The following is a 21844-nucleotide window of genomic DNA, read 5'->3' on the forward strand; positions in this document are numbered from 1 at the left end:
ATTTCCGGCCAGGTGCGGGGAGCGACGACCCGTTGACCTCGCGTCACCTGCGGTTTCACCCCTTCTTCACCCCGTAAGACGCCATCCGAACGGCCCTTCGAGCGCCGTTTTTTGTGTCCGGTGGGTCAAAAGTCGACGCCGGGGTGCCTGAACCATCCCATATGTCAAGTGTTCAGATCTCAGGTAGGTATCACCGCTATCCGGACTGTTCCTGACTGACTGCGAACGTCTGTAGTGTTCGGCCGGTCAAATGCATCCACGTAGCGGACCCGGAGTGGCCCCAATATGCGCATACCCAAGTCCCGAGTCGCTCGGGCGATCACGGCCGCGGTGGCGGTCGGTCTGATTGCCACGGGCTGCTCCAGCGAGCGGGACAGTGACAACAAGAGCGACGGCGGGAAGGACACCTTCGTCTTCGCCGGTGCCGGTGACCCGGGTTCCCTGGACCCTGCCCTCGCGAGTGACGGCGAAACCTTCCGTGTGACGCGTCAGGCGTTCGAGGCCCTGCTCGAGCACGAGTCCGGCGGCACCAAGCTGGTCGGCGGCCTCGCCGAGACCTGGTCGAGCAACGACAAGGGCACCGTCTGGACCTTCAACCTCCGCAAGGGCGTGAAGTTCCACGACGGCGAGGCGTTCAACGCGGCGGCCGTCTGCGCCAACTACGACCACTGGTTCAACTGGACGGGCACCTACCAGTCCAGCGCGGTCTCCTACTACTGGCAGACCGTCATGGGCGGCTTCGCGAAGAACGAGGACAAGGAGACGCCCGAGGCGAACTACAAGTCCTGCACCGCGAAGGACGAGAACACCGCCGTCATCGAGGTCAAGAAGCCCTCCGCCAACCTCCCCGGCGGCTTCTCCCTCAACGCCCTCGCCATTCACTCCCCGAAGGCCATCGAGGAGTACAAGAAGCAGGACGCGACCGCCAAGGGCGACGCCATCACGTACCCCAAGTACAGCCAGGAGGCCGGTACGGTCGCCGGTACCGGCCCGTACAAGATCACGAAGTGGAACAAGGGCAACAAGGAAGTCACCCTTGAGCGCTTCGACGACTACTGGGGCGAGAAGGCGAAGATCAAGAACCTGGTCTTCCGCACCATCGACACCGAAGAGGGCCGCCGCCAGGCGCTCCAGGCCGGTGACATCGACGGCTACGACCTCGTCGCCCCGGCCGACGTCAAGACCCTCGAGGACCAGGGCTACGTCGTCCCGACCCGTGGCGTCTTCAACCTCTTCTACGTGGGCATGAGCCAGAACGCCAACAAGGCCCTCAAGAAGAAGGAAGTCCGCCAGGCGATCGCGCAGGCGATCGACAAGGAGAACCTGGTCAAGACCCAGCTGCCCGAGGGCGGCAAGGTCGCCGACCAGTTCATGCCGGACACGATCGCGGGCTACTCCAAGAACGTCACGAAGTACCCGTTCGACACCGCCAAGGCCAAGGACCTCCTCAAGAAGGCCGGTGAGGAGAAGCTCGAGATCGAGTTCTGCTACCCGACCGAGGTCACCCGCCCGTACATGCCTGCCCCGCAGGACCTGTTCGAGCTGATGAAGGCCGATCTCGAGAAGGCCGGCATCACGGTCAAGCCCAAGGCCATGAAGTGGGCCCCGGACTACCTGGACGCCACCGAGGCAGGCTCCTGCGCCCTGCACATGCTCGGCTGGACCGGTGACTTCAACGACGGCTACAACTTCATCGGCACCTGGTTCGCCGAGTACGACAAGCAGTGGGGCTTCAAGGACAAGAAGGTCTTCGAGGCCGTGAACGCCGGCTCGAAGCTCGGCAAGGCCGACGAGCGCATCGCCGCCTACGAGAAGGCCAACGAGGTCATCATGGACTACCTGCCGGGTGTCCCGATCTCCTCCTCCCCGCCGGCCATCGCGTTCGCCAAGAACGTGAACCCGCCGAACGTCTCCCCGCTGACGCAGGAAGTGTTCGCCGAGGCCAGCTTCAAGTAGCAGGCGCCTGATCGGCAGGTGAACAAAAACGGGGGGTTCCGCCCGGCCGCCGCAACTCGGCGGCCGGGCGGGTCCATTCATGTAGGAAACCACGCAAGAAAGGGGCATGCGGGGTGCTGCGTCTCGTCGTACGAAGACTGCTCCAGCTCATACCCACGCTGCTCGGTCTGTCGGTTCTGCTCTTCCTCTGGCTCGACCGGCTGCCCGGTGGACCCGCCTCAGCGATCCTGGGGGAAAAGGCCACCGAGGCCGAAGTGGCGCGCATCAACCGTGCGCTCGGGCTCGACCAGCCCGTCTACGTCCAGTACTGGCGCTTCCTCAAGCGCATCTTCGAACTCGACCTGGGCACGTCCACCCAGACCGGCCAGCCGGTGTGGGACGAGTTCGTCCTGCGGTTCCCCGCGACCGTGGAGCTGTCCCTCACCGCGATCCTCATCGCCGTGGCGGTCGGTATTCCGCTGGGCTACTTCGCGGCCCGCAAGCGCGGTGGCTGGCTCGATGTCGGCGCGGTCTCGGGCTCGCTCATCGGCATCTGCATCCCGGTCTTCTTCCTTGCGCAGATCCTCAAGGGCGTCTTCGCCGTCAACATGGGGATCTTCCCCAGCTACGGACGCCTGGACACCGGCATCGACGCCACCAAGGTCACCGGCTTCGCCGTCCTCGACGGCATCCTCACCGGGGAGTTCGACGCCTCCTGGAACGCGATCACCCACTTGATCCTGCCGGCCATCGCACTGGCGACCATCCCGCTGGCGGTGATCGTGCGCATGACCCGCGCCAGCATCCTCGAGGTGCAGGACGAGGACTACGTCCGCACCGCCGAGGCCAAGGGCCTCAAGCGGAGCGTCGTCCGCAACCGGCATGTGCTGCGCAACGCCCTGCTTCCCGTGGTGACCTCGGTCGGCCTGCTCACGGGCTCGCTGCTGTCAGGGGCGGTCCTCACCGAGTCGGTGTTCACCTTCGGAGGCATCGGTTCCTTCATCCGGACCGCGATCGACGGCCGTGACTACCCCGTGCTCGTCGGGTTCATCATGTTCATCGCGCTGATATACGTCCTGATCAACCTGCTGGTGGACCTCGCGTACAGCCTCATCGACCCGAGAGTGCGGGTGCACTGACATGAGTGTCGCCACCAAGACAGACAAGATCCAGCGCCTCGCCGAACTGGCCGCAGTCAAGGAGACCAGCACCGGAGCCAGCCTGTGGCGGGAGGCGTTCCGACGCCTCAAGCACAGCAAGATGGCGATCGTCGGTGCGGTCATCATCGCCCTGTTCGTCCTCCTCTCGATCGTCGGGCCCTTCCTGGCCCCGTACGCTCCGACCGCCCAGACCTGGCGCGGCGAGGTCTTCCCCAACCGGGGCGAGTTTGTCGGCATGCGCGCCGAGAACTGGTTCGGGCTCGACCATCTCGGCCGGGACATGTTCTCCCGCATCCTCGTCGGCGCCCGCCAGACGCTGCTCGTCGGTGTCGTCGCCACGATGATCGGTCTGGTCATCGGCTTCGTGATCGGCGGCCTCGCCGGTGCCTTCGCCACCCTTGGCGGCGACACCGGAAAGCGCGTGGACTCCGTCATCATGCGCTTCATCGACATCATGCTGGCGATGCCCTCGCTACTGCTGGCCGTGTCCATCGCCGCCGTCATGGGCCAGTCCCTGACCACCGTGATGATCGCCGTGGGTGTGGTGCAGATCCCGGTGTTCGCCCGGCTGCTGCGCGGCTCCATGCTGGCCCAGGGCAGCGCGGACTACGTGCTCGCCGCCAAGTCCCTCGGTGTGCGCAAGCGGCGCATCGTGCTCTCGCAGATCGTGCCCAACTCGCTCAGCCCGGTGATCGTGCAGGCCACGCTCTCCCTGGCCACCGCGATCATCGAGGCGGCCGCCCTGTCCTACCTGGGCCTCGGCAACCCCGATCCGGCCATCCCCGAGTGGGGCGTCATGCTCACCCAGGCGCAGCGCTTCTTCGACAACGCGCCGATGATGGCGGTCTACCCCGCCGTCGGCATCATCATCACCGCCCTCGGCTTCACCCTCCTCGGCGAGGCCATGCGGGAAGCCCTCGACCCGAAGCTGAGGGGCTGAACCACCATGTCTCTGCTCACTGTCGACGAACTGACCATCACCTTCGGCGGTCGCGGCCGCACGGAGTCCCGGGCGGTCGACGGCGTCTCCTTCGAGGTGGACCAGGGCCAGGTCGTGGGCCTGGTCGGCGAGTCCGGCTGCGGCAAGTCCGTCACCTCCCTCGCCCTGATGGGCCTCCTGCCGCACAAGGGCGTCACCATCGGCGGCCGTGCCGACTTCGACGGCGTCAACCTGTTCACGATGAGCCCGTCCGCCCGCCGTGATCTGCGCGGCAGCGAGATGGCGATGATCTTCCAGGACCCGCTGTCCTCGCTCAACCCGGTCGTGCCGCTCGGCGTGCAGGTCACCGAGATCCTCGAGCGCCACCGCGCGATGAAGGGGGAGGCCGCCCGCAAGGAGGCCGCCCATCTGCTGGACCGGGTCGGCATCCCGGACCCGACCCGGCGGCTCAAGGAGTACCCGCACCAGCTCTCCGGCGGTATGCGCCAGCGTGCGCTGATCGCCATGGCGGTGGCCTGCGCCCCGCGCATGCTCATCGCCGACGAGCCCACCACGGCTCTCGACGTGACCATCCAGGCGCAGATCCTGGAACTACTCAAGGAACTCGTGGACCAGGAGGGCACCGCCCTGCTGATGATCACCCACGACCTCGGTGTGGTCGCCGGTCTTTGCGACCAGGTCAACGTGCTCTACGCGGGCAAGGTCGTGGAGTCCGCCGGGCGCCGCGAGCTCTTCGGTCACCCCACCCACCCCTACGCGCACGGACTGCTGGGCTCCATCCCGCGTCTGGACGCCCCCCGGGGCGAGCCGCTGAACCCCATCCGCGGTTCCATCAACGACCGCATCGCCTGGGCCGACGGCTGCGCCTTCGCGCCCCGCTGCGACCGGTACGAGATGGGCTGTCTGACCGGCACCCCGCAGCTCTCCGAACCGCGCGGGGCCGGTCACCAGGTGCGGTGCGTCAATCCCGTACTCGACGACGCGAAGGCCGAGGAGGTCCCCGCATGAGCCTGCTCGAACTGGACGGCGTCAAGGTCCACTTCCCCATCAAGAAGGGTGTCCTGTTCGACCGCACGGTCGGCCACGTCTACGCCGTGGACGGGGTCTCCCTGAAGGTCGAGGCCGGCCAGACCTACGGCCTGGTCGGCGAGTCCGGCTGCGGCAAGACCACCCTCGGGCGGTCGGTGCTGCGGCTGGTGGACATCACCGAGGGGTCCGTCGTCCTCGACGGCACCGACCTGGCCAAGCTGCCCGGTGAGGAACTGCGCCGCTTCCGCCGCCGGCTGCAGATGGTCTTCCAGGACCCGCTGGGCTCGCTGAACCCCCGGCAGAACATCGAGTCGATCCTGTCCGAGGGCATGGTCGCCCACGGCATCGGCAAGAATCAGGAGGAGCGCCGGGAGAAGATCAAGTCGATCCTGGACAAGGTCGGCCTGCCCTCCAACGCCCTCTCCCGCTACCCGCACGAGTTCTCCGGCGGCCAGCGCCAGCGCATCGGCATCGCCCGCGCGCTGGTCCTCGAACCGGACGTGATCATCTGCGACGAGCCGGTCTCCGCGCTCGACGTGTCGGTCCAGGCCCAGGTCATCAACCTGCTGGACGAGCTCCAGAAGGAACTCGGTCTGACCTACGTGGTGATCGCGCACGACCTCGCGGTGGTCCGGCACATCTCCGACACGATCGGCGTGATGTACCTGGGTTCGCTGGTCGAGGAGGCGCCGAGCGACGCGCTCTACGCCGAGCCGAAGCACCCGTACACCAAGGCCCTGATGTCGGCCGTGCCGGTGCCGGACCCGGAGGTCGAGGACCAGCGCGAGCGCATCCTGCTCACGGGCGACCTGCCCTCCCCGGCCAACCCGCCCAGCGGCTGCCGCTTCCACACCCGTTGCCCCTGGGCCCAGGCCCAGCGGTGCTCGACCGAACGGCCGCAGCTGCGGGACGTCGGCGGCGGCCACCGGGTGGCCTGCCACTACGCCGAGGAGATCGCGGCCGGGACGGTGAAGCGGACGGCCGGAGAGGTCGTGTCGGCCACGCGCGAGGGCGTCGAGGACGCCCCCGTATCCGAGGAGCTCGCGGCGGCGAAGGTACCGGAGCAGGCCGGGACGGCGGTGAGGACCGAGACGGTGGTGAAGGCCGAAACGGCTGAGCTGGCCGAGACGGCTGAAATGGCGGAGAAGCCAGAGAAGGCCGTAGAGACGGCGGAGAAGGCCGAGAAGGCCGTGGAGACGGCGGAGAAGGCCGAGCAGGCGGAGGAGGCCGTGAAGGCCGAGGAGGCCGAGGCGTCGGGCGGGCCCGCCGAACGGGACACCGAGCCCGCGGAGCCGTCCGAGCCGAAGGCGGAAGCGGCCGAAGCGGCCGGTGAGGCTGAAACGGCCGGTAAGCCCGAGAAGGCCGAGCAGGCTGAGCAGGCCGAGCAGGCGGAGGAGGCCGAGGCGTCGGACGAGCCTGCCGAACGGGACGCCGAGTCCGCCGATCCGGCGGAGCCGAAGGCGGAAGCGGCCGAAGCGGCCGGTGAGGCTGAAACGGCCGGTAAGCCCGAGAAGGCCGAGCAGGCCGAGCAGGCGGAGGAGGCCGAGGCGTCGGGCGGGCCCGCCGAAGGGGACGCCGAGCCAGCCGGACTGAAGGCGGGAGCGGCCGGTGAGCCCGAGGAGGCCGAGGCGTCGGACGAGCCCGCCGAACGGGACACCGAGCCCGCGGAGCCGTCCGAGCCGAAGGCGGAAGCGGCCGAAGCGGCCGGTGAGGCTGAAACGGCCGGTGAGCCCGAGAAGGCCGACAAGGCCGTATAGCCGAAACAGAAGTCAGCAAGCCCACCCCGCCCCTCGCCTTGTTTTGCAAGGCGAGGGGTGCTTGCTGAGTAAGAATGTACGGGTGCTTCAGCAACTGTTCAGTCCGTCCGTCCTGCACACGCTCGACCTGATCGGCATCTTCGTCTTCGCGATCTCGGGCGCACTGCTGGCCGTCCGCAAGAACTTCGACGTGTTCGGCATCGCCGTACTCGCCGAGGTCACCGCCCTGGGCGGAGGACTCTTCCGCGATCTGGTGATCGGCGCGGTGCCGCCCGCAGCCTTCACGGACCTGGGCTACTTCGTCACGCCCATGGTCGCCGCGGTCCTGGTGTTCTTCCTGCACCCGCACGTGGAGCGCATCCAGGCGGCCGTCAACGTCTTCGACGCGGCCGGCCTCGGCCTCTTCTGCGTCGTCGGCACCACCAAGGCGTACGACTACGGACTCGGCCTGACCGCCTCCGCCTGTCTGGGCCTGGCCACCGCGGTCGGCGGCAGTGTGCTTCGCGATGTGCTCGCCAATGAGGTGCCCTCGCTGCTGCGCTGGGACCGGGACCTGTACGCGGTCCCGGCCATCGTCGGCGCCACCATGGTCGCGCTGTGCCTCCGCTACGACGTGCTGAACCCGGTGACCAGCACCATCGCCGTGATCACGGCCTTCGTGCTGCGGCTTCTCGCGATGCGGTACCACTGGCGGGCTCCCCGCGCCTGGCACCGCCGTTCGACGGTCCGGGAGGAGTAGCCGCGCCTGCGAGCAAAGCTACCGCTTAGTATTATCTTCTTGTACTGTTCAGCCATGCCAGATGCAGCCTCCGCCCAGGCCACCCGGGCCATGATCGGCGCCAGTGAGTTCGACCGCGACACCGCTCTCACCCGGCGGGCGCCCGGCGTCTACGACATCGACCTCTCCGCCGGCTGGACGATCATCAACGCGGTCAACGGCGGCTACCTGCTGGCGGTGCTCGGCCGCGCGCTCGCGGACGCCCTGCCGCACGCCGACCCGTTCACCATCTCCGCGCACTATCTGACCGCCTCCCAGCCGGGCCCGGCGGTCGTCCGCACGGAGACCGTGCGCACCGGGCGGACCCTGTCGACCGGTCAGGCGTCCCTGTTCCAGTTCGACGAGCAGGGCAACGAGGTGGAGCGCATCCGCGTTCTCGCCTCCTACGGCGACCTCGATTCCCTCCCCGCCGACGTCCGTACGACGGCCGGGCCGCCCGCGATCCCGCCGATGGAGCAGTGCTTCGGCCCCGAGGACGGACCCGCCCCCGTCGACGGCAGCTCCGCCATCACCGAACGCCTGATGCTCAAGCTCGACCCCTCGACCCTCGGCTGGGCGCTCGGGCAGCCGTCCGGCAAGGGGGAGATGCGGGCCTGGTTCGGCCTCGCCGACGGCCGGGACCCGGACCCGCTGGCGCTGCTGCTCGCGGTGGACGCCCTGCCGCCGACCGCCTTCGAGATGGGCATCTCCGGCTGGGTCCCCACGGTCGAGCTGACCGTCCACGTCCGCTCCCGCCCGGCCCCGGGCCCCCTGCGCGTCTCGATCACCACCCGCAACCTCGCCGGCGGCTTCCTGGAGGAGGACGCCGAGGTCTGGGACACCAACGACCGCCTGGTGGCCCAGTCCCGCCAACTGGCGAGAGTCCGCCTGTAGTCAGCCCGTCCGGCGTTTGAGGACGAGGCCCGAAGGGTCGAAGGGGGGTCCGGGGGCACAGCCCCGGGGACGGGACGGGAAGGGGCGGCGGGGGCGAAAACCGGGGTCACCCACCCCCACCGGCTTCACCCATCCCGCCTGCCCCACCCGCCCCACCCGACTGGTCAAGCCAGTACTCCCGCCCGATCCCAATCAGCCGCATCTGCCGAGCAGCCACCCGAGCCACCCGCTCCCGAGCCCCCGCCTCCCCACCCCGCGCCTCCAGAAACAGCGACGCAGTCCCCAGCATCAGATCCACATACAGCTGCGCCAGCATCAGGACATCCTCCTCGCTCCACCCCGCGGACACCGGATCCTTGGCCAACGCCTCCCCGACCTCCGCCGTGAACCGGCCCAGTTCGGCGTGTATCGCCTCCCGCACCGCCCGCACCCCGCCATGCCGCTCACGAGCGATGAACCGGACGTGCGCCGGGTACGCGTCCACATGATCGGCGATCAGCTCCAGCGCACGCGCGATGCGTTCCTCGCGGTCCCCCGTCGTGGCCACCGTCGTCCGGATCATCGGATGGAGACTCCCCAGCGCCTCCTCGACCAGCGCCACGCCCAGATCCTCGATCGACCGGAAGTGCCGGTAGAAGGCGGTCGGCGCGATCCCCACCGCCCGGGTGACCTCACGAAGACCCAGACTGCTCAGGCTCTGTCCCTCGAGCAGCTCCAGCGCCGCGTCGAGCAGTGCCTGCCGGGTCTTCTGCTTCTGGGCCTGCCGGACGCCGGAAATGTGACTCATACCATGCAGTTAACAACTGTGCTCTCGAAATGAAAAGCCAGGCATCCCGTTAGACTGAAAAGTCAGTGAACAAGTGTAACCGTAAACGTTCGCCGAACCCGTTCACCGAACCTGTTCACCGACCTGGGGGATCCATTCATGCTGTTCCTCGTCGCCGCGCTCCTGCTGCTGGGCGTCGTCCTGGGCACCGTGGCCCACGCGCCGCTGTCCTTCTCCGTCGCGGCCGGAGCCGTCATCGCCGTCTGGCTGGGCGTCTTCGCCCTGCGCGAGCGCCGTGGCCGCCGACGCGGCCCCTCCCTGCGCTGACCCACGCACAGCAGCCTGTCCCGTCCGCACCGCACACCCACAACCATGGGAGCCGATCACCATGCACCTCACCGCACCGGCCGACCGGCGCACCGGAATCCATGACGCCGACGGAATGGCCGTCGCGTCCTTCGTTCTGGGCCTGCTCGGCCTGCTCGTCCTCAACGTCTTCCTCGGCCCGACCGCCATCGTGCTGGCGGCCGTCGCGCTGTGGCGCGGCACAGCACGACGCGGCCGCGCCCTCCTCGGACTCGGACTCGGCGTCGCCGACCTCCTCGTCCTCCTGGCGTTCATGCAGGCCGACGGCACCGTCTCCTGGAGCTTCTGACTCCGCGAGCATCCCGGCCCACCGCAACCCGTGGCCGGCGCACGGGGCCCCGTAGAATCGGCCCCACCATGGCTTACCTCGACCACGCCGCGACCACCCCGATGCTTCCCGAGGCAGTCGAGGCACTCACCGCGCACCTGGGCGTCACCGGCAACGCCTCCTCCCTCCACGCGGCCGGCCGCCGCGCCCGGCGCACCGTCGAGGAGGCCAGGGAAACCCTCGCCGAAGCACTCGGCGCCCGCCCCAGCGAGATCGTCCTCACCTCCGGCGGCACGGAGGCCGACAACCTCGCCGTGAAGGGCCTGTACTGGTCCCGCCGCGCCGCCGATCCGGCCCGCACCCGGGTCCTCGCCAGCCCCGTCGAGCACCACGCCGTCCTGGACGCCGTCCACTGGCTCGGCGAACACGAAGGCGCCACCGTCGAGTACCTGCCGGTCGACGCGCACGGCCGGGTCCACCCGGAGGCCCTGCGCGAGGCCATCGCCCGCAACCCCGACGACGTCGCCCTCGCCACGGTCATGTGGGCCAACAACGAGATCGGGACCATCCTGCCGGTCCGCGAACTCGCCGAGACCGCCGCCGAGTTCGGTGTCCCCCTGCACTCCGACGCGGTCCAGGCGTTCGGGCAGATCCCGGTGGACTTCGCCGCGTCCGGGCTCGCCGCGATGACCGTGTCCGGCCACAAGATCGGCGGCCCGTACGGCATCGGCGCGCTGGTCCTGGGCCGTGAGCACACCCCCGTGCCCGTGCTGCACGGCGGTGGCCAGGAGCGCCATGTCCGCTCCGGCACCCTCGACGTCCCCGCCATCGCCTCCTTCGCGGCGGCCGGACGGCTCGCCGCCGAACAGCAGGAGTGGTTCGCCCGCGAGATCGGGCAGTTGCGCGACGACCTGATCGCCGCGGTCCGCGAGGCCGTCCCGGACGCCGTCCTCGGCGGCGACCCCGCACCCGAGGGGCGACTTCCGGCCAACGCCCACTTCACGTTCCCCGGCTGCGAGGGCGACTCCCTGCTGCTCCTCCTCGACGCCCAGGGCATCGAGTGCTCCACCGGCTCCGCCTGCACCGCCGGCGTCGCCCAGCCCAGCCACGTCCTCCTGGCCACCGGCACGGACCCCGACCTGGCCCGCGGCACCCTGCGCTTCTCCCTGGGGCACACCTCGACGAAGGCCGACATCGAGGCCCTGGCCAAGGCCATCGGCCCCGCCGTGGAACGGGCCCGGGCAGCGGGCCTGACCTGAGGCGCTTCCGGGGGCCAGGACCATGACACCTTGACCGGTACGAGCTGAGGGGAGCGGACGTGGACGGCACGGGAGGTTCCGGAGGGGGCGCGGCGACGGCGTCGTACGGGCGGGCGGTGGTGTACCACGAGAAACTGCCGAGGCGCTGGAGCGTCGCCACCGTGACGGTGCTGGCCGTCTGGGTCGCCTACCAGGGCAGCATCCTGCTTCCCGAGGACAGCACCGTCTGGTTCGTCATTCTTGGCGGCTCCACGTTCCTCGCCCTGGTCCTCAACGCCGTGCCCCTCTCCAAGCGCGTCTACCACCGGATCCGCCTTGGCGACGGGCAGTTGACCGTGGGACGGGAGACGATCGCGGTGGAATCGTTGACGGCGGCGTCGCTCCGGGAAGCCCGTGAACAGCCCACCGACGCGGAGTTCGCCGCCTCCCTGGCCGCACGCTCGCGTGAGGAGATCGCGGAGATGCGGCGAAGGAGCGGCGCGGCCGTGCCCCCGCGGATCATGGGCGGCGGATGGTCCGTGCCGCTGGGCATGGACCAGATCGTGGTCGAGAACGTGCAGGGTGAGCCACTGCTGATCGCCACCCACGACCGCGCCGCCCTGCTCGACGCACTGACGCGGGCCCACGAGGGCTAGGTGTGCTGTCCCTGGACGTTGGTGACACGCGTGCTGGGTGCTTGAACAGGTGAGGGCCTTCCGGGTTCGGTGTGGATTGCGAGAAACCATGCAGCAGCACACGTACACGCTCGACCGCTGGGAGGACCGCTCCGGCCATCGGATGACCTGGACCTTCGGCTACCGGGGCACGGTGGGGGAGTTCGGACGGATCGAGGTGGTCTACCCGGCGAAGCGGCACGGCGATCGTCACGTCACCGAGGTCAGTGGCGACACCGTCCCCGCCACCTCCTTCGGCGGCTGGGCCCACGGACGCAAGCCCTCACTGCACCTGGCACAGCTCAGCGTCGGCGGCGCCGGAATCCGCATCAAGCGCAACCGCTGGGCGCAGACCAGATCCGGGCGTGCCCTGCGGCTGCAGGTCGCGGGGCGGGAGTACCGCTATCTCGCGACGGGCCGACGGCACCGCGACCGCGCCCTGGTCCGCGATGGTATGGAGATCCGGACCGGTCGGCAGGGCAGCGGCGCGCGCAAGAGGGCCACCCTCGCCGTCCACGGCCCCGCCGACGCCACCGACTTGGCGCTGGCCGCCGTGATGCTCGGGGTCAACACCCGCAACCTCACCCGGGGCGGCGCCGTCCGCGCCTTCTTCAACCGGTCGCTGGAATGGCTGGAGATCTTCCAGTGACCCCGTGAAGGTCCTCAGTCATCGCCGTCCACACCTTCCCGCCGCCGGTTCGCGCGGGCGGGGCGGCAGTCGGGATGAGCCGGTGAGCGGCAGCCGCGTCCCGCCCGCCCCGCTCAGGCCCGCGAGGTGCGGGCGCGGCGGATCAGTTTCAGGTAGCGGTTCCAGTCCCAGTGGGGGCCCGGGTCCGTGTGGTCCGTGCCCGGGACCTCGATATGGCCGATGATGTGTTCCCGGTCGACCGGGATGTCGTAGCGGGCGCATATGCGTGCCGTGAGGCGGGCCGAGGACTCGTACATCGCGTCGGTGAAGTCCTCCGGGCGGTCCACGAAGCCCTCGTGCTCGATGCCGATACTGCGCTCGTTGTAGTCGCGGTTTCCCGCGTGGTAGGCCACGTCCAGCTCGCGGATCATCTGGGTGATGCGGCCGTCCTGCCCGACGATGTAGTGCGTCGACGCCTTGTGCCCCGGGTCCTGGAAGGCCTTCACCGCGCTGTCGAAGCTGCCCTGGGTGACATGGACGATCACCATGTCGACGCCGTAGTCGTCCGGCCGGTCCGCACGCCGCCAGTTGGCGTCCGAGGCGGCCACCCAGCGGGCGCCCGCGTAGTCGACCGCGCCCTGCTTGCGCGGCTTCTCCACACCGGGAATGCGCCACCACAGGCGCGCCAGCTCGTCCCGCGCCAGCACCGCCGTGCCCGCCGCGGCCGCGGCCCCGCCCACGATCAGCGCCCGCCGCCCGATGCGCCGGTCCCCGTCCTCGGAAGCCCTTTTCTCCCCCATGTGATCGTCAACGGATACTCGGCGGCCGTGGTTCCCGCGCCCCCGTACCCTGGAGGGGTTATGACTGACACCCCGCAGCCCTCCCGCCCCCTCCGCGTCCTGGCCGCCATGTCCGGAGGCGTCGACTCCGCCGTCGCCGCCGCCCGCGCGGCCGAAGCGGGCCACGACGTGACCGGCGTCCACCTCGCCCTGTCCGCGAACCCGCAGTCGTTCCGTACCGGCGCGCGGGGCTGTTGCACCATCGAGGACTCGCGCGACGCCCGCCGCGCCGCCGATGTCATCGGCATCCCCTTCTACGTCTGGGACCTCGCCGACCGCTTCCGCGAGGACGTCGTGGAGGACTTCGTCGCCGAGTACGAGGCCGGCCGCACCCCCAACCCCTGCCTGCGCTGCAACGAGAAGATCAAGTTCGCTGCGCTGCTGGACAAGGCGCTCGCGCTCGGCTTCGACGCGGTCTGCACCGGCCACTACGCCAAGGTGATCCTGCGCGAGGACGGCACCCGCGAGCTGCACCGCGCCTCCGACATGGCCAAGGACCAGTCGTACGTGCTGGGCGTGCTCGACGACCGCCAGCTCGCCCACGCCATGTTCCCGCTGGGCGACACGGTCACCACCAAGGAGGAGATCCGCGCGGAGGCCGAGCGGCGCGGACTGGCCGTGGCCAAGAAGCCCGATTCGCACGACATCTGTTTCATCGCCGACGGCGACACCCAGGGCTTCCTCGCGAACCGTCTCGGCAGGGCCAAGGGCGACATCGTCGACGAGTCCGGCACCAAGGTCGGCACCCACGAGGGCGCGTACGGCTTCACCATCGGCCAGCGCAAGGGACTGCGGATCGGCACCCCCGCCCCCGACGGCAAGCCCCGCTACGTACTCGACATCTCCCCGGTGACCAACACCGTCACGGTCGGACCCGCGGCGGCCCTCGACGTCACTGCCCTTACCGCGATCAAGCCCCGCTGGTGCGGAACCGCCCCCTCCGGGCCCGGCACCTACACCGCCCAGCTGCGCGCCCACGGCGGCGAGACCGAGGTGACGGCGGAACTCGTCGACGGGGAACTCCGGGTCCGCTTCACCGAGCCTGTGCGCGGCGTCGCGCCCGGCCAGGCGGTCGTCCTGTACGACGGCACCCGCGTGGTCGGCTCGGCGACGATCGCGTCGACGGTGCGGGCCACGGCCGGCGCGGCCTGACGGCGCTCCTGCGGGCCCGGTACGGGAAGAGCGCGGTCAACGTTCGATGACGAGCTCTGGCGCATCTCGATGAGTCGCTTTAGGCTCGACCGTGCGGATTACCCGCACGTAGGAGCCTAAGGCGGCGAACCAGGTACCCGCCTCGTCTGGAGGTCGGCTGTGCTGCTCAGTTTTCGGGTGGCCAACCATAGGTCCATCCGGGAGGAGACCGAGCTCTCCCTCGTGGCCACGGAGCTCAACGAGGACACCGCCCGGCAGACCGGTGCCCGCTCTGAGGGCAAGCCGGTGTCCGTGTTGCCAACGGTCGGCATCTTCGGGGCCAACGCCTCCGGCAAGAGCAACGTCCTGGACGCCCTGCGGTTCATGCGGAAGGCGGTGTTGGACTCCTTCGCGGACTGGGGCAAGAGGCCCGGAGTGCCGCGGGAGCCGTTCGAACTCGCCTCGGAGGCGCAGGAGGAGACCAGCCTCTTCGAGGTCGATCTGCTGCTCGGCAAGCAGCCCGTCCGCTACACCTACGGCTTCGAACTGTCCGACGACCGGGTGGAGGCCGAGTGGCTGCATGCCTATCCGTCCGGGCGACGCCAGGTGTGGTTCGACCGCGAGGCGGACCGCCCGGACGACGAGGGTGGCGAGTTCCGCTTCCCCGGCAACGGGCTGAAGGGGCACAAGGACGTGATCGTTGCGTCCACCCGACCCGACGCCCTGTTCCTGACAGCCGGAGCCACGCTCAATCACCCAGCGCTCTCAGCGGTGCACCGCTGGTTCGTCGACAACCTCTGGCTGGTGACGTCCGGCGCGGACGTTCCCCATCGGACGGAGTGGACCCGTACGCGGCTCACCGACCGCAAGAACGGCGCTGAACTGCGTAAACGCATCGGTGCGATGCTGGCCGCAGCGGATTTGGGGATCACCGGGCTGACCCTGGACCCCGAGAGCGGCGAGGTACAGCTCTTGCACCGCAGCGCCGACGGCACTCCCCGTCCCCTGGACTTCTGGGACCAGGAGTCCTTGGGTACCCACGCCTGGTTCGCCTTCCTGGGGCCTCTCTTCCACGTCCTGGACCAGGGCGGGGTGCTCCTCGCCGACGAACTCGACTCCAGCCTCCACCCGATCCTCGCCGCCGAGGTCATCCGCCTCTTCCAGGACGAGGAAGCCAACCCGCACACCGCACAGCTGATCTTCACCACGCACGACGCGACCCTGCTGGGCCCGTCCGTGGTGGAGCGGCCACTCGACCGCGACCAGGTGTGGATCGCCCTCAAGAACGCCACCGGCGAGTCCCAGCTCTACCCGATTACGGCGGCCCGCAAGGCCCGCCGCGACGACAACCTGGAACGCCGCTACCTGCACGGTCACTACGGCGGCGTCCCCCGACTGACCAGCGGCGAGATCGCACGGCAGATCGCACTCATCGAAGAGGGGCTGCGGGCAACAGCGTGAGCAGGGGACCACAGGACCGCCAGAACCGGAACCAGCCGCGGAGCCGCCGGCGCCGCCGCGACGCCGACGAGGCCAGGCCGCTGCGCCGGCCGCCCCAGTCCTACGAGGACGAGTCCCGCCGGGTGGTCTACATCGCCGCCGAGGGCGAGAAGACCGAACGGGATTACATCGCGCTGCTGAACAAGACCTACGGCGAACGGGAGAAGTTCTTACTCAAGTTCCACGGGGCCAGGAACGGGCTGCGCCCCACCGAGGTCGTGCAGAAGGTGATCGAGTCCGCCTCCGACCCTGCGGACGAGAAGTGGGCGCTCTTCGACCGTGACGCGCAGGACAACCGGGACCAGGACATCCCGGAGGCAATGCGCGAGGCCGCCGACCACGGCGTCCAGGTCGCGCTCTCCCACCCCTCCTTCGAACTGTGGCTGCTGCTGCACTTCCAGCAGTTCACCAGCCAGGAGGGAGGCGTGAACGACACCGTCCTGCGCCGGCTGCGTGAACACCGGGACGCCAAGGGCTTCGCGGAGTACGACAAGGCATCCGGTGATCGCGGCAAGGGGCTCGACGACCAGCGCGGCCAGTCGCTCCTGGGGCGGGAGAAGGACGCCGTACGCAATGCCCGCAAGCTCGTGAGCCTGTGCTCGCACGGCTCGTGCTCGGCCAGGAACCTCGTGCACACCCCGATTCCCGGACCACGTACCGAGAGCTACGCGGAATGGACCCGTCACAGCGGCCACGCGGAGAACTGCGACCCGCTCAAGCGCGACCCGTCCACCGACGTTTGGCGGCTCCTCGTCCACCTGGGGATCGTCGAGGACGAGACGTCGGCCCGGTGAGGCCGGGAATCGTCCGCGGCCTCACGGGCGATTTCTTGTGGGCCGATCGACCGGACTAGGCTGCCGGAGTTCTCCAGAATCCCGACGGCGCACGAAGGACCGGTCCGTGGCCAGACTGACCCTGCCCCAGCTCGAACGGCATCTGTTCTCGGCTGCCGACATCCTGCGCGGCCGCATGGACGCCTCCGAGTACCGGGACTACATCTTCGGGATGCTCTTCCTGAAGCGTTCCTCGGACGAGTTCCAGCCGGAGTGGGAGCGGATCTACCACGCGGAGCTCGAGAAGCCGGGCAAGGACGAGAAGGCCGCCCTCGCCCGCGCCAACGATCCCGAGAGCTACCCCCGCGTCTTCTTCGTGCCCCAGAAGGCACGCTGGTGGAAGGGGCCCCACAAGTACCACGAGCCTCTGGAGAAGGACGGCCCGTTCCCGGAGCCGGAGCCTGGCATCTCCGGCCTCACCGAGCACGTGGGCCAGGCACTCGACCAGGCGCTGGCGGCACTAACCGGTTCCAACGAACGGCTGGCGGGCGTCACCTCCCACATCTCCTTCAACGACACGGTCGGCACCAAGTCCCGCTTCACGACGGTCGAACTACGCGCCCTGATCCGGCACTTCAGCCTCTACCGGCTGCGCAACGAGGACTTCGAGTTCCCGGACATGCTCGGCGCCGCGTACGAGTACCTGCTCGCCCGCTTCGCCGACTCGGCGGGCCAGCGCGGCGGCGAGTTCTATACCCCCCGCGAGGTCGTGCGGATGATGGTCCGCCTCGTGGACCCGAAGGAGCGGGAATCGGTCTACGACCCCTGCGCGGGTTCGGGCGGCATGCTGATCGCCGCGCGGGAACACGTCGAGGAGCACGGCGGGGAGCCGCAGCTGCTGTCCGTCAACGGGCAGGACAAGAACGGCCCTTCCTGGTCCATGGCCAGCATGAACATGGTGTTGCACGGCATCCGCGAGTTCGATCTCCAGCTCGGCGACACCCTCACCGAGCCGCTGCACTGGCGGCCGGACGGCAGCAAGCAACTGCGGACGTTCACCAAGGTGCTGTCGAACCCGCCCTTCTCCCTCCCTTACGACAAGGACGAGGTGGAGAAGGCCGAGGAGGCGCACGGCACCCGGATGAAGTGGGGCTGGGCGCCGGAGACGGGCAAGAAGGCCGACCTGATGTTCGTCCAGCACATGATCTCCGTGCTGGAGCACGACGGCGTCGCCGCCACTGTCATGCCGCACGGCGTGCTGTTCCGGGGCGGCAAGGAACGCGACATCCGTAGGGAGCTCCTGAAGGACGACTGCGTCGAGGCGGTGATCGGCCTCGGCCCCAACCTCTTCTACGGCACCGGCATCCCGGCCTGCATCCTGATCCTGCGCAAGCCGCACCGCAAGCACGGCGACCGGCAGGGCAACGTCCTCTTCATCAACGCCGACCGCGAGTACCGGCCGGGCAAGAACCAGAACGTCCTCGGCCCCGAGTACGTCGAGAAGATCGTCACGGTCTACCGCGACTGGACCCCGATCGACGGCTACGCGCGCGTCGTCAGCAGGGACGACCTGCTGGCCGCCGACTGCAATCTCAACATCCGCCGCTGGGTCGACAACTCGCCGGCCGCGGAGCCGCAGGACGTGCGCGCGCACCTGTACGGCGGGGTGCCGAAGGCGGAGATCGACGCGAAGAAGGAGGCCTTCGAGGCCTACGGCGTGAACCTGCCGTCTCTCTTCGCAGCGCGAGCGGACGACGAGGACTACGTCGACTTCCTGCCGGAGGGACCGGACGCCACGGCTGAGCGCATTCCGGGCCTGGCGGCGGTGAAGGAGCGCGAGCTGGGTGAGGCGTACGAGAAGTGGTGGGCCGAGCAGGCCGAGCACTTCTCGAAGCTGAGCGTGGACCAGCAGCCGATGCGGTTGCGGGAGCGGCTGGTCACCGGCTTCCGGGCGGTGATCGAGCCGGTCGGCATCCTGGACCGGTACGAGACGGACGGCATCGTCGCCGACTGGTGGTCCTCCGCGCGGTACGACGTGAAGGCGCTGGCTGCGGGCGGCTACGAGCGGGTGCTCGACGGCTGGGTGGAGACGGTGGAGACCATGGTCAACCCGGTCGTCCCCGACGAGGAGGAGATCGAGGGCGGACGGCCCCGCCGTGGCCGGTCCAAGTCCACGGTGACTACGGCGGACAAGCGCCGCGCACTGGACGAGTCGGTCGTACGGTCCCTCATCCCCGAGTTCCTGGCGGAGGTCGCCCGCGCGGACGCGGCGCTGGCGGAGGCGGAGGCTGCGTACAAGGAGGCGGTGGCCTGGCTGGCGGAGGGGCAGGGGCCTGCGGAGTCGGACGCGGACGACGAGGAGGAAGAGACCTCCGAGGCGGAGGTGACGGAATCCGAGCTGGCCGACCCTGAGGAGATCGCCGCCCTGGAGAAGACGATCACCCAACGCCGCAAGGAGCGCACGGCGGCCTCGAAGCGCCGGTCGGCCGTGGACGCGAAGTTCCTGCCGGAACTGAAGGCGGCGGCGGAGATGGCCAAGGCCGGGGACGGTGGACAGAACGTTGTCCTGGAAGTCCTTGGGGAGGGCCTCTCCACCCGCTTGGACGCGATGTCGGCCACGGGCCGCCGCGAACTGGTCGCGACCTTCCGCCGCTGGGCCGAGAAGTACGCGGTGTCGCTCGCGGAGCTGGAGGCGGACAGCGAGGGCGCGGCGGAGGAGTTCGGGGCGTGGCTGAAGGGGCTTGGCTATGCGCGGTGAATGGCCTGACGGCTGGAGGCGGGTGCCGCTCGCGGAGGCCGGTAAGTGGCTGTCCGGCGGCACACCCAGCACGGCGAACAGCGCTTACTGGGATGGAGACATCCCTTGGATCAGTGCGGCCAGCTTGAAGGAATTTCGCATCGATCGCTCGGATCGCCGCGTGACGCGGCTCGGCGCGGACAACGGCTCGCGTCTGGTTGACAGAGGCACGGTCCTCTTCGTGGTCCGTGGGATGAGCCTGAAGTCGGAGTTCCGGATCGGGGTCACCGAGCGTCAGGTTGCTTTCGGCCAGGACTGCAAGGCGATCATCGCAGCCGACGGAATCGACCCGCATTTCCTCGCCCACGCTCTGCAGACCCGCACGCCGAAAATTTTGGCCATGGTGGAGGAAACCAGCCATGGCACGGGGCGGTTGGATACGGAGCGACTTCAGGAGCTGGAGATCGGCGTGCCGCCGGTGTCGGAGCAGCGCAGGATCGTCGCCGCTCACGCGGTGACGGAGCGGCGAATTGCGGCGCTGGAGCGTGTGCGGGACAAGTTGAAGACCGCTAAGACCGCTCTCGTTTCAAGGAAGCTCACGGAGACTTCGGAAAGGGTGCCGCTCAGTTCCTGGCTTCATCGTATCGAAGCGGGGAAAAGTCCCTTGGCTCAAGACACTCCCGCAGGGGATGGTGAATGGGGAGTGCTTAAAGTTAGTGCCGTGCAGGCTGACGGGTTTTTGGGCCACGAAAACAAAGTCGTTCGTGATGCTGAATTTATCAATCCTCAGTTCGAAGTTCGATCCGGCGACTTGCTGATGACGCGGGCCAACACGGAGGATCTTGTGGGACTCGCTTGCGTCGTGGGGAATTCACCGCCCAGGCTCATGCTGAGTGACAAGACGCTCAGGCTTATGGTTGATGATTCGATGGCCGATGTAGGGTTTGTTGCAGCAGTATTGTCCGACCCTGCCGTCCGGGCGCAGATTAAGTCTGCCGCGACGGGCACGAGTGGGAGCATGAAGAACATCAGCCAGGGGTCAATTGAACGGCTGTTGGTGCCGGATGTCCCGCTTGAGGAGCAGAGGCGAGTCCAGGCCGCACTGGCGGTAGGCAGACGACGAGCCAATTCGGTGCAGAGGCAGATTGCCAAACTGCGCACTACTCAACTTAGTCTCATGGAGGACTTGCTTAGCGGAAGAGTCTCCCTGCCTCCAGTAGATTTTCTTGCGTCGGCTACTGGTTAACGTGTGCTGATGCTGAGAGTCCCGGACCGTACCGCGCTAACGAAGGAAGAGAACGTCGTCCGGTCGACGGAGAACCCCCAGGCAGGGTAGACGCTGTGCCGTATCGCCACCCGTGCGTCATCGCGGACCGCGACCTCGACGCAGGCGTTGCCGGAAGCCTCCGAGAACGAGGACTTGAACCATTTCAACTCGGACAAAGCTGGCACCCCTTACAGATCTCCAATGATTTCGAGGATGAAGTCCCTCGATTTCTTGGGATTCAACGCCACTTTTTCGATCAAGTCCAGCCGCGTTCGGAAGTTGGCCAGATGGGTGGGGGAGTCGAAGAAGACCGCGCCGATAGGGGAGTCCACCTGCACGGTGTCCAGGTGCGGGTTTGGTGCTGACGCGTACATCACGGTGTCCCCGGCCATGGGGAAGCCCTCCGCCGTGAAGGGGATGACGAGCAGTCGGACGTTGTCGCGTTCGCTCTCCTCGAGCAGTCGGTTCAGTTGTGCCTTGGCGACGTGCCGTCCTCCGATCCGCATGCGTAGGGCCGCTTCGTGGACGTACCCCACGTACGGCACGCCGGGGCTGTTCGCCACCACGCTGTGACGACCGAGTCGCTGGGCCACCCGCAGTTCCAACTCCAGGCGGGGGAGTGCTGGTACGAACAGATCGAACAGGGCTCGGGCATGGTCCTCTGTCTGGAAGAGGCCCGGGATGTGGGCGGTCTGGAGGGTTCTGAGACTGGTGGCGTGGTACTCCAGCTCTGCTACATCAAGGAAGTCCGGCGGAATCTTTCCCCGGTACTCGTCCCACCAGCCTTTGGGGCGTCCGCCCGTCATCGTGGCCAAGGCGTCGATCAAGTCTGGGTCGTTGCACTCGTAGATGCTCGCGAGTCGTCGTAGCCGCTCCTCGCTGATGCCGAACCGGCCCGACTCGATGTTCGAAATCATCGTGCGGTCCGCGCCGAGCCGTGTCGCGGCCGCGGGTGCGGCCATGCCGGCGGCTTCGCGCAGCCGCCGTAGTTCGGCCCCGAACCGACGCTGACGGATGCTCGGCTGATGCCGTGGTGCCATGTACAACTCCTCGCTCGCGCGCACAGTTTGCCGATCGTCTGGGGCCGGCGTCCATCGTAATCTAAAAAAAACCCGTTTTAGTGAAGTTAGTAGCACGCGTTTTAGTCGACGCGCTAGCGTGTGATCCGCGCCACCACTCCATCCC

Annotated in this window: 20 protein-coding genes and 1 pseudogene; 17 read left to right on the forward strand and 4 right to left on the reverse strand. The window is 68.5% G+C overall.

Going from position 1 to position 21844, the window contains the following annotated elements; genetic code table 11:
• The first annotated feature begins 285 nt into the window (after window positions 1-285).
• The 7 genes and pseudogenes from AB0L56_RS12550 (at window position 286) to AB0L56_RS12580 (ending at window position 8472) form a co-directional block, all read left to right on the forward strand.
• The gene (locus AB0L56_RS12550; RefSeq protein ID WP_365422184.1) at window positions 286-1956 is read left to right on the forward strand and encodes an ABC transporter substrate-binding protein; all 1671 of its coding nucleotides are present in this window, start codon (window positions 286-288) and stop codon (window positions 1954-1956) included.
• A gap of 113 nt (window positions 1957-2069) precedes the next feature.
• Window positions 2070-3074, forward strand: a complete 1005-nt coding sequence (locus tag AB0L56_RS12555; protein WP_365422187.1) for an ABC transporter permease — start codon at window positions 2070-2072, stop codon at window positions 3072-3074.
• A 1-nt stretch (window position 3075) separates the two neighbouring features.
• The gene (locus tag AB0L56_RS12560) at window positions 3076-4035 is read left to right on the forward strand and encodes an ABC transporter permease (RefSeq protein WP_361024913.1); all 960 of its coding nucleotides are present in this window, start codon (window positions 3076-3078) and stop codon (window positions 4033-4035) included.
• Between the two features lie 6 nt (window positions 4036-4041).
• Window positions 4042-5043, forward strand: coding sequence for an ABC transporter ATP-binding protein (locus AB0L56_RS12565; RefSeq protein ID WP_361024910.1), 1002 nt, complete (start codon window positions 4042-4044; stop codon window positions 5041-5043).
• Window positions 5040-6428: pseudogene (locus tag AB0L56_RS12570) on the forward strand (oligopeptide/dipeptide ABC transporter ATP-binding protein); the annotation flags it as partial. The gene AB0L56_RS12565 and the pseudogene AB0L56_RS12570, both read left to right, overlap by 4 nt.
• A 475-nt stretch (window positions 6429-6903) precedes the next feature.
• A complete protein-coding gene (locus AB0L56_RS12575; RefSeq protein WP_365422191.1) occupies window positions 6904-7560 on the forward strand; it encodes a trimeric intracellular cation channel family protein in 657 nt (218 codons plus the stop codon).
• A 54-nt stretch (window positions 7561-7614) separates the two neighbouring features.
• The gene (locus tag AB0L56_RS12580; protein ID WP_365422194.1) at window positions 7615-8472 is read left to right on the forward strand and encodes a thioesterase family protein; all 858 of its coding nucleotides are present in this window, start codon (window positions 7615-7617) and stop codon (window positions 8470-8472) included.
• A 106-nt stretch (window positions 8473-8578) separates the two neighbouring features.
• Here the strand turns inward: AB0L56_RS12580 and AB0L56_RS12585 are convergent, their stop codons facing one another.
• Window positions 8579-9259 carry a TetR family transcriptional regulator gene (locus AB0L56_RS12585; RefSeq protein ID WP_365422197.1) on the reverse strand — a complete coding sequence of 227 codons (681 nt, stop codon included), beginning with the start codon at window positions 9257-9259 and terminating at the stop codon, window positions 8579-8581.
• A gap of 138 nt (window positions 9260-9397) precedes the next feature.
• Here AB0L56_RS12585 and AB0L56_RS12590 point away from each other — a divergent pair, with 138 nt between their 5' ends.
• From AB0L56_RS12590 to AB0L56_RS12610, 5 genes are all read left to right on the forward strand, one after another.
• On the forward strand, window positions 9398-9565 hold the full coding sequence (locus tag AB0L56_RS12590) for a hypothetical protein (protein ID WP_361024898.1): 168 nt from the start codon (window positions 9398-9400) through the stop codon (window positions 9563-9565).
• A 61-nt stretch (window positions 9566-9626) separates the two neighbouring features.
• Window positions 9627-9893 carry a DUF4190 domain-containing protein gene (locus AB0L56_RS12595; RefSeq protein ID WP_361024895.1) on the forward strand — a complete coding sequence of 89 codons (267 nt, stop codon included), beginning with the start codon at window positions 9627-9629 and terminating at the stop codon, window positions 9891-9893.
• Window positions 9894-9961: 68 nt separating this feature from the next.
• Complete coding sequence (locus AB0L56_RS12600; RefSeq protein ID WP_365422201.1) at window positions 9962-11131, forward strand: cysteine desulfurase family protein; 1170 nt, start codon at window positions 9962-9964, stop codon at window positions 11129-11131.
• Window positions 11132-11190: 59 nt separating this feature from the next.
• The gene (locus AB0L56_RS12605) at window positions 11191-11766 is read left to right on the forward strand and encodes a hypothetical protein (protein ID WP_365422204.1); all 576 of its coding nucleotides are present in this window, start codon (window positions 11191-11193) and stop codon (window positions 11764-11766) included.
• Between the two features lie 88 nt (window positions 11767-11854).
• The gene (locus tag AB0L56_RS12610; RefSeq protein WP_365422206.1) at window positions 11855-12433 is read left to right on the forward strand and encodes a hypothetical protein; all 579 of its coding nucleotides are present in this window, start codon (window positions 11855-11857) and stop codon (window positions 12431-12433) included.
• A 113-nt stretch (window positions 12434-12546) separates the two neighbouring features.
• On the opposite strand, the gene AB0L56_RS12615 is transcribed toward AB0L56_RS12610, so the two are convergent.
• Window positions 12547-13212, reverse strand: coding sequence for an N-acetylmuramoyl-L-alanine amidase (locus AB0L56_RS12615; RefSeq protein ID WP_365422209.1), 666 nt, complete (start codon window positions 13210-13212; stop codon window positions 12547-12549).
• 60 nt (window positions 13213-13272) lie between these two features.
• Between AB0L56_RS12615 and mnmA the strand changes: the two genes are divergently transcribed.
• The 5 genes from mnmA to AB0L56_RS12640 all read left to right on the forward strand — a co-directional run bounded on the left by mnmA (window position 13273) and on the right by AB0L56_RS12640 (window position 20638).
• Window positions 13273-14403: a tRNA 2-thiouridine(34) synthase MnmA gene (gene mnmA, locus AB0L56_RS12620; protein WP_365422212.1), complete on the forward strand. Its 1131-nt coding sequence runs from the start codon at window positions 13273-13275 to the stop codon at window positions 14401-14403.
• A 177-nt stretch (window positions 14404-14580) separates the two neighbouring features.
• Window positions 14581-15843 carry an ATP-binding protein gene (locus AB0L56_RS12625; protein WP_365422214.1) on the forward strand — a complete coding sequence of 421 codons (1263 nt, stop codon included), beginning with the start codon at window positions 14581-14583 and terminating at the stop codon, window positions 15841-15843.
• Window positions 15840-16676, forward strand: a complete 837-nt coding sequence (locus AB0L56_RS12630) for an RloB family protein (protein WP_365422217.1) — start codon at window positions 15840-15842, stop codon at window positions 16674-16676. Before AB0L56_RS12625 ends, AB0L56_RS12630 begins: the two co-directional genes overlap by 4 nt.
• A gap of 106 nt (window positions 16677-16782) precedes the next feature.
• Window positions 16783-19413, forward strand: a complete 2631-nt coding sequence (locus AB0L56_RS12635) for a class I SAM-dependent DNA methyltransferase (RefSeq protein WP_365422220.1) — start codon at window positions 16783-16785, stop codon at window positions 19411-19413.
• Complete coding sequence (locus AB0L56_RS12640; RefSeq protein ID WP_365422223.1) at window positions 19403-20638, forward strand: restriction endonuclease subunit S; 1236 nt, start codon at window positions 19403-19405, stop codon at window positions 20636-20638. The genes AB0L56_RS12635 and AB0L56_RS12640 overlap by 11 nt, the downstream gene beginning before the upstream one ends.
• Here the strand turns inward: AB0L56_RS12640 and AB0L56_RS12645 are convergent.
• Both AB0L56_RS12645 and AB0L56_RS12650 read right to left on the reverse strand, forming a co-directional pair.
• Window positions 20635-20844 (reverse strand): DUF397 domain-containing protein, encoded by a 210-nt coding sequence (locus tag AB0L56_RS12645; RefSeq protein ID WP_365422226.1) that lies wholly within the window; start codon window positions 20842-20844, stop codon window positions 20635-20637. The two genes, AB0L56_RS12640 and AB0L56_RS12645, sit on opposite strands and share 4 nt — an antisense overlap.
• 3 nt (window positions 20845-20847) lie before the next feature.
• Complete coding sequence (locus AB0L56_RS12650) at window positions 20848-21699, reverse strand: helix-turn-helix transcriptional regulator (RefSeq protein ID WP_365422229.1); 852 nt, start codon at window positions 21697-21699, stop codon at window positions 20848-20850.
• Window positions 21700-21844: the final 145 nt, after the last annotated feature.

This window comes from Streptomyces sp. NPDC052079 (assembly GCF_040680275.1).
GTDB lineage: Bacteria > Actinomycetota > Actinomycetes > Streptomycetales > Streptomycetaceae > Streptomyces.